Source organism: Gracilibacillus ureilyticus (assembly GCF_900111195.1).
GTDB classification, from domain to species: domain Bacteria; phylum Bacillota; class Bacilli; order Bacillales; family Amphibacillaceae; genus Gracilibacillus; species Gracilibacillus ureilyticus.
The window spans coordinates 17,287-30,853 of sequence record NZ_FOGL01000014.1 but is presented as its reverse complement, the minus strand read 5'-3'; the positions used below and the strand labels follow the sequence as shown (position 1 = coordinate 30,853).

The 13,567-nt window shown below is 35.5% G+C and carries 17 protein-coding genes; 10 read left to right on the top strand and 7 right to left on the bottom strand.

Annotated elements, in window-relative coordinates:
• The first annotated feature begins 1 nt into the window (after window position 1).
• Both lpdA and BMW36_RS13405 read left to right on the top strand, forming a co-directional pair.
• Entirely contained in the window at window positions 2-1,411 is a 1,410-nt protein-coding gene (gene lpdA / locus BMW36_RS13410) for a dihydrolipoyl dehydrogenase (protein WP_089741954.1), read from the top strand.
• Window positions 1,412-1,486: 75 nt separating this feature from the next.
• Window positions 1,487-2,374: a polysaccharide deacetylase family protein gene (locus tag BMW36_RS13405; RefSeq protein ID WP_089741952.1), complete on the top strand. Its 888-nt coding sequence runs from the start codon at window positions 1,487-1,489 to the stop codon at window positions 2,372-2,374.
• Window positions 2,375-2,401: 27 nt separating this feature from the next.
• On the opposite strand, the gene BMW36_RS13400 is transcribed toward BMW36_RS13405, so the two are convergent.
• Window positions 2,402-3,874, bottom strand: a complete 1,473-nt coding sequence (locus tag BMW36_RS13400) for an aminotransferase class I/II-fold pyridoxal phosphate-dependent enzyme (RefSeq protein WP_089741950.1) — start codon at window positions 3,872-3,874, stop codon at window positions 2,402-2,404.
• Window positions 3,875-4,090: 216 nt separating this feature from the next.
• Between BMW36_RS13400 and BMW36_RS13395 the strand changes: the two genes are divergently transcribed.
• Window positions 4,091-4,363, top strand: a complete 273-nt coding sequence (locus BMW36_RS13395; RefSeq protein WP_089741948.1) for a UPF0223 family protein — start codon at window positions 4,091-4,093, stop codon at window positions 4,361-4,363.
• 17 nt (window positions 4,364-4,380) lie between these two features.
• On the opposite strand, the gene BMW36_RS13390 is transcribed toward BMW36_RS13395, so the two are convergent.
• Window positions 4,381-4,998 (bottom strand): DUF1054 domain-containing protein, encoded by a 618-nt coding sequence (locus tag BMW36_RS13390; RefSeq protein WP_089741946.1) that lies wholly within the window; start codon window positions 4,996-4,998, stop codon window positions 4,381-4,383.
• Window positions 4,999-5,137: 139 nt separating this feature from the next.
• Here BMW36_RS13390 and BMW36_RS13385 point away from each other — a divergent pair, with 139 nt between their 5' ends.
• The gene (locus BMW36_RS13385) at window positions 5,138-5,941 is read left to right on the top strand and encodes an inositol monophosphatase family protein (protein ID WP_089741945.1); all 804 of its coding nucleotides are present in this window, start codon (window positions 5,138-5,140) and stop codon (window positions 5,939-5,941) included.
• Between the two features lie 24 nt (window positions 5,942-5,965).
• Here BMW36_RS13385 and BMW36_RS20405 read toward each other — a convergent pair whose 3' ends face one another.
• Entirely contained in the window at window positions 5,966-6,139 is a 174-nt protein-coding gene (locus tag BMW36_RS20405) for a DUF5325 family protein (RefSeq protein ID WP_175480468.1), read from the bottom strand.
• A 92-nt stretch (window positions 6,140-6,231) separates the two neighbouring features.
• Between BMW36_RS20405 and BMW36_RS13380 the strand changes: the two genes are divergently transcribed.
• On the top strand, window positions 6,232-6,591 hold the full coding sequence (locus BMW36_RS13380; protein WP_089741943.1) for a YlaH-like family protein: 360 nt from the start codon (window positions 6,232-6,234) through the stop codon (window positions 6,589-6,591).
• 39 nt (window positions 6,592-6,630) lie between these two features.
• Here BMW36_RS13380 and BMW36_RS13375 read toward each other — a convergent pair whose 3' ends face one another.
• On the bottom strand, window positions 6,631-6,837 hold the full coding sequence (locus BMW36_RS13375) for a YlaI family protein (protein ID WP_089741941.1): 207 nt from the start codon (window positions 6,835-6,837) through the stop codon (window positions 6,631-6,633).
• A gap of 122 nt (window positions 6,838-6,959) precedes the next feature.
• Between BMW36_RS13375 and BMW36_RS13370 the strand changes: the two genes are divergently transcribed.
• Entirely contained in the window at window positions 6,960-7,220 is a 261-nt protein-coding gene (locus BMW36_RS13370; RefSeq protein WP_089741939.1) for a hypothetical protein, read from the top strand.
• Window positions 7,221-7,239: 19 nt separating this feature from the next.
• On the opposite strand, the gene BMW36_RS13365 is transcribed toward BMW36_RS13370, so the two are convergent.
• Window positions 7,240-7,833, bottom strand: a complete 594-nt coding sequence (locus tag BMW36_RS13365) for a YhcN/YlaJ family sporulation lipoprotein (RefSeq protein WP_089741937.1) — start codon at window positions 7,831-7,833, stop codon at window positions 7,240-7,242.
• Window positions 7,834-7,920: 87 nt separating this feature from the next.
• On the bottom strand, window positions 7,921-8,382 hold the full coding sequence (locus BMW36_RS13360) for a hypothetical protein (RefSeq protein WP_089741934.1): 462 nt from the start codon (window positions 8,380-8,382) through the stop codon (window positions 7,921-7,923).
• A gap of 166 nt (window positions 8,383-8,548) precedes the next feature.
• Between BMW36_RS13360 and BMW36_RS13355 the strand changes: the two genes are divergently transcribed.
• Window positions 8,549-8,830, top strand: coding sequence for an Fpa/YlaN family protein (locus BMW36_RS13355; protein ID WP_425431952.1), 282 nt, complete (start codon window positions 8,549-8,551; stop codon window positions 8,828-8,830).
• 153 nt (window positions 8,831-8,983) lie between these two features.
• A complete protein-coding gene (locus tag BMW36_RS13350) occupies window positions 8,984-10,207 on the top strand; it encodes an FtsW/RodA/SpoVE family cell cycle protein (RefSeq protein ID WP_089741933.1) in 1,224 nt (407 codons plus the stop codon).
• A gap of 56 nt (window positions 10,208-10,263) precedes the next feature.
• On the opposite strand, the gene BMW36_RS13345 is transcribed toward BMW36_RS13350, so the two are convergent.
• Window positions 10,264-11,154, bottom strand: a complete 891-nt coding sequence (locus BMW36_RS13345) for a COX15/CtaA family protein (protein ID WP_089741931.1) — start codon at window positions 11,152-11,154, stop codon at window positions 10,264-10,266.
• A gap of 330 nt (window positions 11,155-11,484) precedes the next feature.
• On the opposite strand from BMW36_RS13345, the gene cyoE reads away from it, so the two are divergent.
• The gene (cyoE, locus tag BMW36_RS13340; protein WP_089741929.1) at window positions 11,485-12,423 is read left to right on the top strand and encodes a heme o synthase; all 939 of its coding nucleotides are present in this window, start codon (window positions 11,485-11,487) and stop codon (window positions 12,421-12,423) included.
• A gap of 81 nt (window positions 12,424-12,504) precedes the next feature.
• Entirely contained in the window at window positions 12,505-13,560 is a 1,056-nt protein-coding gene (gene coxB / locus BMW36_RS13335; RefSeq protein ID WP_089741927.1) for a cytochrome c oxidase subunit II, read from the top strand.
• Window positions 13,561-13,567: the final 7 nt, after the last annotated feature.

Genomic DNA, 13,567 nt, shown 5'->3' with positions numbered 1-13,567 from the left:
GATGGTAGTAGGAGATTTTCCAATTGAATTAGATACTCTTGTTGTTGGTGCTGGTCCAGGGGGATATGTAGCTGCAATTCGTGCGGCTCAGACTGGCCAGAAAGTAACAGTTGTAGAAAAAGGTACTGTTGGCGGTGTGTGTTTAAATGTCGGCTGTATACCTTCTAAAGCATTAATTCAGGCAGGACACCGAGTTGAGTATGCTCATGGAGAGGATTCTATGGGTATAAAAGCTGAGAATGTTACTGTTGATTTCTCTAAAGTTCAGGAATGGAAATCATCAGTAGTTAAAAAGTTAACTGGCGGTGTAGAAGGACTACTTAAAGGTAATAAAGTAGATATCGTGAGTGGCGAAGTTTATTTTGTTGATAAAAATACAGTGAAAGTAATGGATGATAAGAGTTCACAGACTTATACGTTCAAAAACTGTATCATTGCAACAGGTTCATCACCAATTGAATTACCATCATTTAAGTACTCTAAGCGTGTACTTGATTCAACAGGTGCTCTTAATTTACAAGAAGTTCCTAAAAAGTTAGTCGTAATTGGCGGTGGATATGTTGGAACTGAATTAGGTACCGCATATGCAAACTTTGGAACAGAAGTAACTATCCTTGAAGGTATGAAAGATATTCTTGGTGGTTTTGAAAAACAAATGAGTGCACTTGTTAAAAAGAAATTAAAGAAAAAAGGTGCAACAATTGTTACGGAAGCAATGGCTAAAGGTGTAGAAGAGTCTGAAGACGGCGTTAAAGTAACATATGAAGCAAAAGGAAAAGAAGAAACTGTTGAGGCTGATTATGTATTAGTTACAGTAGGCCGTAAAGCAAATACTTCTGATATTGGCTTGGAACAAGTTGGTATTGAAATGGACGATCGCGGTCTGATCAAAATCGATAAGCAGTGTCGTACAAATATTGAGAATATTTATGCTATCGGTGATATTGTTGCAGGTCCCCCACTTGCACATAAAGCATCTTATGAAGGTAAAATTGCCGCAGAAGCTATTGCAGGGGAAAATGCAGAAATTGATTATAATGCTATTCCTGCTGTAGTATTCTCTGATCCGGAATTGGCATCAGTAGGATATACTGAGCAAGAAGCAAAAGATGCAGGATACGAAGTGGTAGCATCCAAGTTCCCATTTGCTGCAAATGGCCGTGCATTATCGTTGAATGCAAGTGATGGCTTCATGAAGTTAATAACACGTAAAGAAGATGGATTAATTATTGGTGGACAAATCGCAGGTCCTAATGCTAGTGACATGGTTTCCGAAATTGGTTTGGCTATCGAAGCAGGCATGACTGCAGAAGATTTAGCTCTAACTATTCATGCTCACCCTACTTTAGGTGAGATTACTATGGAAGCAGCTGAGGTTGCCATCGGAACACCAATCCATATCGTAAAATAATTGTAATAAAAGAGTCTGCATATAAAGCAGGCTCTTTTTGTTAAAGTTCAATTTAAAGGGAGGAGTCAGCAAGTAATGAAAAAGTTAAAGGTATTATTGTTTATTCCTTTATTTTTCGCTTTAGCTGCCTGTAATTCAGGCGTTCAGGAGCAACCCGCAGATGAAGAGAAGACCACCGATAGAAACGGAATGGAAGAAAGCGAAAATGTGTTGGACGTAGAGGAATCAGCAGATATGAAATCAGAGGATGAACAAACAAAGACTAAGGAAATTGAAGCTGAGGTGAATCAAACTGTTTCTGAACCATTATATGAATTAACTGATTCCTGGAGTATTGTGCCCATAAAAGAGGAAACGGACGAAAATGTAATATTATTAACTATTGATGATGCTCCAGAGCACTATTCTCTTGAAATGGCTAACACATTAAAAGAACTTGATGTCCCAGCTATATTTTTTGTAAATGGTCACTTTCTTGAATCAGGAGCAAAAAAAGAAGAATTAAAGCAGATACATGAAATGGGATTTGAAATTGGTAACCATACATACAATCATCAGCGTCTCACAGAAGTGGATGAAGCAACGCAAAAGGAAGAAATTTTGTCACTTTCTAATCTTATTGAAGAGATTACTGGCGAGAAGCCGGAATTTTTTCGGGCACCAAATGGGGCTAACACCGAATACGCTACAGCACTAGTGGAAGAAGAGGGTATGCTGTTAATGAATTGGACATATGGGTACGATTACTTTGAACCATACATGGATACCGAGAAACTAAAAACGGCAATGATAACAGGAGAAGGACCGGAAGTTGATGTACCATACTCCTTATTAAAGCCTGGTGCGATCCTGTTAATGCACGACAGACAGTGGACAGCTGAGGCACTTGCAGATATAGTGAATGGCTTAAGAGAAAAAGGGTATGAATTCGCAGACCCTGAAGCAATTAAATTACCAGAGTAAGAAAGAAGCTGTGGACTGACACAGCTTCTATTTAAATGCTCTATGTTCTTTTAGTACCCGAATCGTTTTTAATGTTGTATCATGGAGCCCCTGTACTGGTAAATTTGAATCTAAATTATTATATATATACTGAATGTTATCATCTGAGATGATTTCCCCCGGGATAAAAATAGGGATACCCGGCGGATAAATCATAATAGATTCCGCACTTATGCGTCCGGCAGACTGTTCGAGTAATATGGTTTCATATTCTGCATAAAATGCATCCCTCGGGCTTACTGCAAGAAGAGGGATCTCAGGAACATGCACTTCCAATTGGTGTGCAGGAAGAGTTGTTTCAAAGTTATCCGCTAAATGTTTTAATGCCTGAATCAAATAATTTATTTCTTTCTCACTGTCAGCAGGTGTAATTATACACAGGATGTTGTACATATCTGATAATTCTACTTCTATCTGGTAATTTTCCCTCAACCACACTTCCACATCATGACCTGTAATTCCCAATCCTTTTACCGAAATAATTATTTTGGTTGGATCATAATTATATGTTGCTTCTGTACCTAACAATTCCTCTCCAGGGCAATACAGATAAGGGATCAAATTAATTTCATTTCTTAACGAATTTGATAATCCAATTGTCTCTGATAATAAATCGTGGCCATGCATTGCAAGATAATTTCTTGCCATGTCTAAAGATGCAAGCAAAATATATGAAGTAGAAGTTGTTGTTAACATTGACATTACAGCCTGTACACGTTCATGATTTACGAGACCACCGCGTATATTTAAAATAGAACTTTGAGTCAAAGACCCGCCAAGTTTATGAACACTTGTTGCTGCCATATCTGCACCTGCCTGCATTGCAGACAGAGGTAACTCATCATGAAAGTGAATATGGACTCCGTGGGCTTCATCAACTAATACAGGAATACTGTAACTATGTGAAATAGAAACAATCTTTTTTAGATCTGCCGCTATACCAAAATAAGTTGGATTAATAACAAATACCGCTTTTGCATCAGGATTAGCTGATAAAGCTTTCTCTACAGCATTTGGAGTAATACCATGCGAAATACCGAGCTTGTGATCAATTTCCGGGTGAATAAATATGGGAATAGCACCAGAAAAAATAATAGCAGATGTTACTGATTTATGGATATTGCGGGGAACGATTATTTTGTCCCCTGGCTGGCATACACTCATAATCATTGTCATAATTGCACCACTTGTTCCTTGTACCGAGAAATACGTATGCTCTGCACCAAATGCTTCTGCAGCTAGTTGCTGTGCGTGTTTTATCATCTTCTGGGGATGGTGAAGGTCATCCAATGGTTCAATGTTAATTAGATCTATTGCTAGTGCATTTTCACCTATAAATTCTCGAAATCTGGGGTTCATTCCTTTCCCTTGTTTATGGCCGGGGATATGAAACATAGTAGGGCTTTTTTCTATATGTGTTAATAACCCATTGAAAAGTGGCGTGTCATTTTGTGTAAACATCTATGTGCAGTACTCCTTCTATAAAAAAATATAAAACAAGACGTATTATAGCAAATACATAAAATAATAGCTAGTTATAAATTGATGCAAAATTACACTGGGAAAAGTATCTTGTCATTATATGTATGTCTTTAGCCTTATCATGAAAATTATACATATGTCATGAAAACCATGATACAATAAAAACAGGTACCAATTATAAATGGGGTGTTGTTAATGAATTACAGTTATCCTTTAAATGATAGCTGGTCAACAGAAGAGATTGTTGATGTTATTAATTATTATTCTTTTATTGAAAAAGCATACGAGAAAGGAATTATCCAACAGGATCTATTGCTTGCATATAATCGCTTCAAACAAATTGTTCCCTCAAAGAGTGAAGAAAAACAACTTGATCGTGAGTTTGAAAAGCAATCGGGATATATTCCTTTTCGTGTAATAAAGTATGCAAAAGAAAAACGAGGAAATGATCTGATAAAAATGAAATAGAGCGCAGGTTAGGCGCTCTACTTCATTGAAGAAAGGTATAAAGGAGAAACAGTCTGAAAGGTGTCTTTTATTTCTTTTATTAATGCTTTTCCATCATGAACAACTGGATCTGACGAATTGAACTTTCTTCCTATTAAAAACTCACCCTTTTTGACTTTTTTAAATCTCTCTAAAGACTTCGCTAAATTAACTTGAGTAATAGGCTCCGCTTCGTTTTTCATATGGTCAAGTGAAATTTCGTAATTCTGCGGAATGAGGGACTTTATAGTATCAATGTCACGCAAGAACTTTTCTGCTATTTCCGTTTTATGAGGTAATTCATATATATATGCTAACCAGATAAATAAATTATCGTGCCATAATCCTATTTGAAAATGGGGATGCTTTTTATAACCTCTCTTATCATGGCAATATGCTGACCATGTATCTTTTGGCGGATTAACCGTTCTCCTTGCATGCTTGGCGATATGAAGGTGCATCGGATGTCCCACCGTTTTCTCAAGATCCTCTATGATTAACTCGTTTATCGCACGAAATTTTGGTTGGATTCTTTCTTGTATTGCACTCATTCTCTCATCTAAACCCTCAATATAAAATGTTTCAAAATCTTCTTTATTAAATCCGTTGAATGTCATTCTACTCATCCTTTTTTGTTTATTATCATTATAATATTATATTAATTATAATCTGATTGCAATAGAAGTGATTATTTTTAATATATGAGTAATTTTGCTAAAATAGGAAGTATCCTAATTCAGGAATGGAGGAAAGGCGATGCAAAAAGCCATTCGACAGAATATCTTTGATAATGCTAAACATTGGGTATATGAAGCTGGTGAGAGAATCCGGGATCACATGCAGCAACAATTCCAAATCGACACAAAATCTAATCCTAATGATTTAGTAACAGAAGTAGATAAAGCGACAGAGCAATTCTTTGCAGAAAAAATAAGAAGTACGTACCCTGATCATAAGTTAATAGGTGAAGAAGGTTATGGGGATAGAGTGGAGAGTGTGGATGGAACCATATGGATAATTGATCCGATTGATGGAACAATGAACTTTGTTCATCAAAAGAGAAACTTTGCCATATCCATAGGGATATATTCTGACGGGATAGGCGAAATTGCTTTAATATATAATGTGATGGATGATGTATTATATACCGCATTAAAAGGTGAAGGGGCTTATCGAAATCAGGATAAATTACCAATGTTAAGTGAGGAAGTCAAACTTGAAACAAGTATCATTGGAATGAACAGTATACTGGCCTGTGAGAACAAACGGGTTAATGAGAAAAGGGTACAGCAGTTAATAAAAGATACACGAGGTACAAGATCATATGGGTCGGCAGCACTGGAATTTGCATATGTAGCGGAAGGGATTATGGATGCATATATAACAATGAAACTTGCACCATGGGATTTTGCTGCAGGCTACATATTAGTAGATGAAGTCGGTGGTATGACGACACAAGCAACAGGCGAACCTGTAAATGTATTAACAAATAATACTATTGTTACATGCAATAAGCAAATTTACCAAAGTATCATTAAAGAATATATTGAATTTAAATAAGAGAGGCTCTTGACTGAGCTTCTCTTATTTTGCTTCTTTTCTTTTTAATGAAATACCATAACCCATTATAACAAATCCTAAAATTATGGAGAGAACGATTACCCACATACTTTTCAGTGCTATACCTACACCTGCTGCAGAAAAAGAGAAGATGACTAATACAGCAAGAAAAAGTTTGAACCACTGGATATTATTCATTTTTTCACCTCATATAATTCTATCTTTTACTAGCATAACATAATCTAATTTAGTATGATAGATTCTGTGGATATAATTAATGGAGGTTTATCATGAATAATACTGTCATAGAATTGCCAGATGACTTATCCCCAATTACAAGTTTCTTTATGCAAGGATTAGGGAATGAAGTGAATTTAGCAAATGATGAAGAAATGGGATTATTACTAAGAGGAATTTTCTTTTTATATGTAACTGTGGCTGTATTAGCTATACTTGCTTATAAATTCGGTTTTGCAAAAAAACTAACCCCACTCAAATCTATGGTTATATATATACTATTATTAATTGGTATGTTTTTTCTTACCATTTTATTCTGGGTTTCTCTCCCACTTGCAGAAAGCTTGTTAATCATTGCTTTAGTTATGGGCATTTACCGTTTACGGCTTCATCAGGAAAGAAAGAAAAGATAATAAAAACAACCGGCTTACAAATGCAGCCGGTTGTTTTTATTATGATAAGAATTCATCTTCCACCATATCTTTTCTATATAAACGAAATTTTCCTGTTTTGTGTCTTTCTTTTGTTTTAACAGTAATCCTGTCATTACATTCAGGGCACATATAAGTGTGTATCAGGCGGTTTCTCAACTTCTTAGCTTGCGGGCTGTCATTATCAATACGGTTTATTCCGTCACATATTACACATTTTACTCGCATAAGTCACCTCAAGAATTTGTTCAAAATCAAACGCACATTCATTATACCATAAATTCGTTGTTTTAGCTTCTTTAATCAGGGTATAAGAACAATAAGTATCATAATGAAAGGATGATTATGTCATGCGTAAAACGAAGATGGCCAATATTATCGGTGGAGCAGCAGTCGTTGGTGGATTATCATATGTATTGATGGATAAAACACGAAGAGATAATGTGAAAAGTAAGTTTAAAGAAATTAAACAATCTGTCTCAAATAACAATAGCAGTCATTTACCTGTTGACGAAGCAGGAGATCCTGGTAAACAAGGAATCCAAAATTCAAATATGGTAGCAGAAGGGTCTCAGTTTGGTGTTAATTACTACAACAAAATAAGACAGTAATAATAAAAAAGGATCGTTTTTAACGATCCTTTTGCTGGTTTGATTGTTCGTCAGTAATTTGATCCAATTCCTGTTCTTTTTGTTCATCCAGTATCTTTTTATTTTCGTCAATATTTTTTGTTTGTTTCTCATTTACTGGGATTTCAGGCATCAACCGACCTGTAATGTTTGCAAGCTCTTCCGTGAATGCTTCAACAGGGTGTCCTTCCTGAATTTTCGTACCGATTCCTCTCATTCTCTCATATATATCCGGATCAGCAACAATAATGGCGTTTTCTCCCTGGGGATCATGCTGTAATGCTTCTAATACGGAGTACTTAATGGAACCAACGTGGGAACGGTCTAAATCATCCTTTACGTCAATGCTTACTATAGCCCCTCTGTTAGTAATCAATGCCGTAGCATTGTCTACATTCGGCACTTTACTCGCAAGATTTGCAAGGTATTGAGCTTTATCCTGATTATCAAGCGGCTCTAGTTGTTCAGGGTTAGAATTTCCTACCTGCACAAGTCCATTATTGTCAGGAGATGCTTGTTCAGACTGGTTGTTATTTTGTTGGCAACCAGCAGTTATAAAAATAATTAACGATAAAAAAATGAAAAAATATTTCACTTGTTTATCTCCTCCTTTTATGTTTATACATATTTTCCGTATCCAGGCGAAAATTATACATAAGCATAAGAAGGAGAGGGCTTTATATTAATGAATATATATTTCCTTTACGTTCTTAATTGGATTATCTTTATTCGATCCATCTTTAAAATAAAAATATGCTGGCCCTTCATTCACAATTTGTTTGCCGTCAATGGAAAACTGAAGCAGCCCGTTTAGCAGTTGTTCAACAGATATATCGATCGAATTATTATCCGATTTTAATGTAACCATGGAGGCATTTTCATTTACTTCTGCATTTTTCACAAAATCATAAATGGGCATTACATAAGAATTGTTCAATAATTCATTTTTATTAAATTTTTTTATGCTGTTATGTACCTGAGGTTTTATTCGATTACTGTCCTGTCCGGAGAATTCTTCTGTATTTTCTTCCATTTGTTTTTTGTTGAAAGCTTCTTCTAATATTATTTTCCTGTCATCAAAGATCCATACACTAGGATCAAGCGTTATAGGGAATTTAACATTTCCTTTAATTTGTATAATCATTTTCCATCACCTCAAGTATAAGAATAGCAGACTCTTATAAAAAATGCATTAACCGCAGATATGAATAATAGAATAAATTAGATGGTTTCCTTGTATTATCTTGCAATTTTGCTATTTTCACGATAAAATCAATAATAGAAGTTTTTTATTGACGGAGGGGATTTCTTTGATACCTGATGTGGCTGTAAGTAAAGAAGAGCAAGCATATGCCCTTCTAAAAGCAGATGCAGATAAAATTTTGCAATTGATTAAAGTTCAAATAGATAATTTAACAATGCCGCAATGTCCTCTGTACGAAGAAGTGTTGGATACACAAATGTACGGATTATCAAGAGAAATAGATTTTGCTGTACGTCTGAATCTAGTAGATGAAAAAGATGGAAAAAAACTATTGGAAGATCTGGAACGGCAGTTAAATGTATTACATGAAGCTTCACAGAATCTGTAGTTTTTTAGAAAACTTTGCCACTCTTAGGCAAGGTTTTTATTTTGGTAAATATTAGTTCGTCTTATATGAAAATAAAAAGAATTATCTATATTCTATCAGTCTCCCTGTATGATAAAATAATAGTAGATAAAGAAGATATAAAGAGGTATCGTTATGAAATTAAATCGTAAAACCTTTGACTTTCTGTTAATGCTTCCACCGTTACTGTTGTCCAGCTTTGGGATCGTGATGATTTACAGTGCGAGTATGGTTACAACATATATTGCTGACAAACCTGCATATTCCATGATGTTAAAACAATCGGTCTGGTTTGCAATTGCTATTTTTGCTTTTTTATTTGCCTGTTTTTTCAATTATAAAATTTATCAGCGAATGACCAAAGTTATTATAGGAATTCTAACTATTTTGTTAGTAGCTGTCATGCTATTCGGGACAGAAATAAATTACTCAAAATCCTGGTTATATATCGGTCCTTTTTCTGTTCAGCCCTCAGAGTTTGTAAAGATTGGTTTAGTCATGTATTTAGCATCTGTATATACTAATAAACAGGAATACATAGACGATTTTTTTAAAGCTGTTTTACCACCTCTTGTCATAACGAGTTTATTATTAGGGTTAATTATACAGCAACCCGATATCGGAACTGCTGGAATTATCTTCTCTATTGCCTGTGTGGTGATTTTCAGTTCAGGTATAAAATTTCGCCACCTGTCTTTGCTAATTGGTGTCGGAGCGGTCTTATTAGTTGCCCTTGGGCTGCAGATGATGACAGATGAGAAGATTTCCAGATTTACAGGTGCATATCAGCCATTTGCAGATCCAGAGCATTCAGGATATCAATTAATACAGTCCTATATTGCCATTGCAACAGGTGGAATCTCAGGAACAGGTATTGGACAGGGAATTCAGAAGCTTGGTTACTTGACCCAGGCAGAAAGTGATTTCATTATGGCTGTAATTGCAGAGGAATTAGGGTTGTTTGGGGTACTGTTCGTGATTGTCTGTATCGCCATTATCGTTTTAAGAGGTTTTTTTATTGCAATGAAATGTGAAAATAAGTTTGGCAGTCTGCTTGCAATTGGAATCTCAGCTATGTTTGGGATTCAAACAATTATTAATTTAGGTGCAATTAGCGGTCTGTTGCCAATAACAGGCGTACCACTTCCATTTGTAAGTTATGGCGGAACCTCGTTATTAGTCTCATTGTTCTCAGTGGGTGTACTAAATAATATAGCAAGACATGTTAATTATAACAGATATCAAGAAAGAATTATCGAAACGGAACAAGAGAATAAACCTGATTCATATACATCAGAGAGAAGAGCCAAAAAAAGTAATAGTTACTCAAGTATTAAAAAAAGCAACGCATTAAAGTAAATGCGTTGCTTTCTTTTTTGCGTATATCTAAGTAACTTCGTTTAAGTATGGTGCAATTACTTTTGCACACTCCTGTAGGAAAGTAGAAGGAAATAACACAGAAGTCCAAAAAATAAAGTGATTATCAGTGCATGTAATAATGCGATAAAGAGATTGACTTTCGTAAAAATAACTAAAGCACCTAGTATTACCTGTAGAGTAATAAAGAATGTCTGGATCATCCAGCCTTGTTTCATTACCTTAATATTCGGGTAATCTTTTTTAATAGCAAAGAATAAGATCCATGTCCAAATAAACGCGATTCCTGCTAATACCCGGTGCCCCATCTGGACCCATTGTCCGAGATGATAGTCAAAGGACAATGGTGCATCATTCGTACAGAACGGCCAACTTGGACATGCTAAACTTGAATCGATATGTCTAACAAGTGCCCCGGAATATACAACAACCATCAGATACACAGTTAATAGAATAAACTGCTTCCGGAAGAAAGGGGTAATTACAAGAGCTTCTGCATCAAACTTCTGATCAACTTCAAAAATTAAAATAGTTAACAGCAATACTGCAGCAAAGGAAATTAATGAAATACCAAAATGTAAGGCCAGAACAAAATCAGACTGTGACCAGAGTACAGCAGCTGCACCAATTAATCCCTGGAATACCAGAAAAAAGATTGAGATGAACGATAAGAATTTTGTTTCTCTTATATGTCCAATTTTGAACCAGGAAAGAACAGACAATAGTAAAACGAAAATTCCAGCAAGACCGGAGACTACCCGGTGACTTAGTTCGATAAACATTTCCATTGACCATTCTCCATAACAAAATGGCCAATTCGCTCCACAACCCATCCCGGATTCAGTTTTGGTAACAAGTGCTCCACCAACTAAAACAAATATCATTAATAATGTAGAGATAATAGATAATATCTTCAAACCCTTTACCATAAATACACCTCATTATTCTTTTCATCAACAAATTTCTGTTTGAATATATAAAACGCTTGCCAAACATAAATAAACTATGCTAGAAATAAATAGTATGCGTTCTTTTAATAACATGCCATTAATTTAACAAAATCCTATCTATTATAACAAAAAATGTGTTGGAAATGTGCATACAAAAAAAGATAATTAAAAAGTTCACAAAACTGTCAAAAATTCAAAACAATGATAAAGTTGAATAGCGAACGTCTGCAATCCATGTTACAATAACATTGCAAATAATATCGGTACATAACTTACCCGAAATAATAGAAAGGAGGGTAACAACAGAATATGAATAAAATGGAATTCCCTGCAAGTGAGTCCATTTTGGAGAGCCGTTCTAGCAATTACTTATTTAAGTGGTCAGATTTAAAAGAAATAATGAAAATCGGAATTATTAATTCTAATACAATGACTGCATTTGCTGGTTTCTGGTTAGCTCTATACTACACTGGCGCCTCCTTCTATTTAAACTGGCATGTTCTGCTGGTTTGTGTTATCGGCACAGCTTTTGTTATTGCAGGCGGATGTGTTATTAATAACTATTATGATCGCGATATTGACCAGAAAATGCTCCGAACAAAAACAAGACCGACTGTTACCGGTTCTATTGATTTACAACATGTCTTAGTAATTGGTATAGGCTTTACCATTGCAGGGCTGTTAATATTATCTCTGGCCTCCATTCAGACAGCGATGATTGGATTTGCCGGCTGGTTCAGTTATGTAGTCCTCTATACAATTTGGTCGAAGCGAAGGTATACAATCAATACGGCGATTGGCAGTCTTTCAGGGGCTATTCCGCCATTAATTGGCTGGTCTGCGATTGATCAAAATTTACATCCTGTCGCATGGGTTTTGTTTTTACTGATATTTATATGGCAGACTCCCCATTTTTTAGCGATAGCAATGAAAAAAGTAGAGGATTACCGAATAGCCAATATACCTATGTTACCGGTAATTCACGGTTTTGCTATAACGAAAAGGCAGATGGTTATCTATGTAACATGTCTGATCCCTATCCCGTTTTTTTTATACGGATTAGGGTATAGTTTTGTTATAATCGCATCATTACTAAATATTGGTTGGTTACTGTTAGCTGTTAGAGGCCTTTCAAGTAAAACAGATGATATAAAATGGGCAAACCAGATGTTTATTTATTCTCTAGTCTATTTAACCGTTATCTTTTTTGCTATGATAATTATAAGCCTGTTTTCCATAATTTTATAACATTAGGTAAGTAGAACTTGATTATTTTCAAGTTTTTCTAAATATTTACAAAAGTTTACTCATAGAAAGAGAGGTATAAAGATGAAAGATTGGATGGGAAAAATCCGAACTCTGTCTGTATTCTCACTAATGGTTGTATTTCTTTCTGCATGTGGAAGAGATAATCTAACTGCATTAGTTCCTAAAGGGTATGGGGCAGAGGAATCATTAAGAGTCATTATTATTACTGTTATAGTGATGATTGTTGTGTTTATTGTTGTTATGGCGATCTTCATTTTTGTATTAATGAAGTACCGTCAAAAGAAAGGTCAGGAAAACATGATTCCGAAACAGACCGAAGGTAATAAAACTTTGGAAATTGTCTGGACAGTTATTCCGATCTTGTTACTTATTGTTATTGCTATACCAACAGTTGCTGTTACATATGACTTAGCTGATGAAACTGAAAAAGAAGACAGCCTTAACATTAATGTAACAGGTAAGCAGTTCTGGTGGCATTTTGAATATGCCGAGGAACAAATCCAAACAAGCCAGGATTTATATATTCCTGTTGGACAAAAAGTATACTTAAACATGTTATCGAGTGATGTAATTCATTCATTCTGGGTACCATCACTTTCCGGTAAAATGGATGTGAACCCTGATAATGAGAACACCATGTATATTGAAGCATACGAAGAAGGTGTATATTGGGGTAAGTGTGCTGAATTCTGCGGTGATTCTCACTCTCTAATGGACTTCAAGATTGTAGCAGTAAGTCAAGAAGAGTACGATCAGTGGGTTACAGATATGCAGAATGTAGACGCAGAGGCTGTACCTGAATCAACAACTGCACAGGAAGGAAAAGCACTGTTTGAAGATAGTTGTTTAAGTTGCCATGCTGTTGGTAATACTCCATCAGTTGGACCAAATTTATCAAATTTCGGTGACCGTTCCACTATTGCAGGTGTTCTGGAACACTCAGAGGAAGAATTAGTTGAGTGGATTCTGGATCCAGGCTCTAAAAAACCAGGTAATGGAATGTTAGACGCTCCATATCTGGAGGAAAAAAGTGTCAGTGAAGAAGATGCTGAGAAAATTGCTGAATATTTATTGCAACTTAAAGCATCAGAAATAACACCAGATAGTGCCCAATAATAAAGTT

Excerpts from the sequence above, each read along its gene's own strand:
- lpdA (WP_089741954.1), top strand. The coding sequence starts at position 2 with ATGGTAGTAGGAGATTTTCCAATTGAATTAGATACTCTTGTTGTTGGT.
- BMW36_RS13405 (WP_089741952.1), top strand. The coding sequence starts at position 1,487 with ATGAAAAAGTTAAAGGTATTATTGTTTATTCCTTTATTTTTCGCTTTA.
- BMW36_RS13400 (WP_089741950.1), bottom strand. The coding sequence starts at position 3,874 with ATGTTTACACAAAATGACACGCCACTTTTCAATGGGTTATTAACACAT.
- BMW36_RS13395 (WP_089741948.1), top strand. The coding sequence starts at position 4,091 with ATGAATTACAGTTATCCTTTAAATGATAGCTGGTCAACAGAAGAGATT.
- BMW36_RS13390 (WP_089741946.1), bottom strand. The coding sequence starts at position 4,998 with ATGACATTCAACGGATTTAATAAAGAAGATTTTGAAACATTTTATATT.
- BMW36_RS13385 (WP_089741945.1), top strand. The coding sequence starts at position 5,138 with ATGCAAAAAGCCATTCGACAGAATATCTTTGATAATGCTAAACATTGG.
- BMW36_RS20405 (WP_175480468.1), bottom strand. The coding sequence starts at position 6,139 with ATGAATAATATCCAGTGGTTCAAACTTTTTCTTGCTGTATTAGTCATC.
- BMW36_RS13380 (WP_089741943.1), top strand. The coding sequence starts at position 6,232 with ATGAATAATACTGTCATAGAATTGCCAGATGACTTATCCCCAATTACA.
- BMW36_RS13375 (WP_089741941.1), bottom strand. The coding sequence starts at position 6,837 with ATGCGAGTAAAATGTGTAATATGTGACGGAATAAACCGTATTGATAAT.
- BMW36_RS13370 (WP_089741939.1), top strand. The coding sequence starts at position 6,960 with ATGCGTAAAACGAAGATGGCCAATATTATCGGTGGAGCAGCAGTCGTT.
- BMW36_RS13360 (WP_089741934.1), bottom strand. The coding sequence starts at position 8,382 with ATGATTATACAAATTAAAGGAAATGTTAAATTCCCTATAACGCTTGAT.
- BMW36_RS13350 (WP_089741933.1), top strand. The coding sequence starts at position 8,984 with ATGAAATTAAATCGTAAAACCTTTGACTTTCTGTTAATGCTTCCACCG.
- BMW36_RS13345 (WP_089741931.1), bottom strand. The coding sequence starts at position 11,154 with ATGGTAAAGGGTTTGAAGATATTATCTATTATCTCTACATTATTAATG.
- cyoE (WP_089741929.1), top strand. The coding sequence starts at position 11,485 with ATGAATAAAATGGAATTCCCTGCAAGTGAGTCCATTTTGGAGAGCCGT.
- coxB (WP_089741927.1), top strand. The coding sequence starts at position 12,505 with ATGAAAGATTGGATGGGAAAAATCCGAACTCTGTCTGTATTCTCACTA.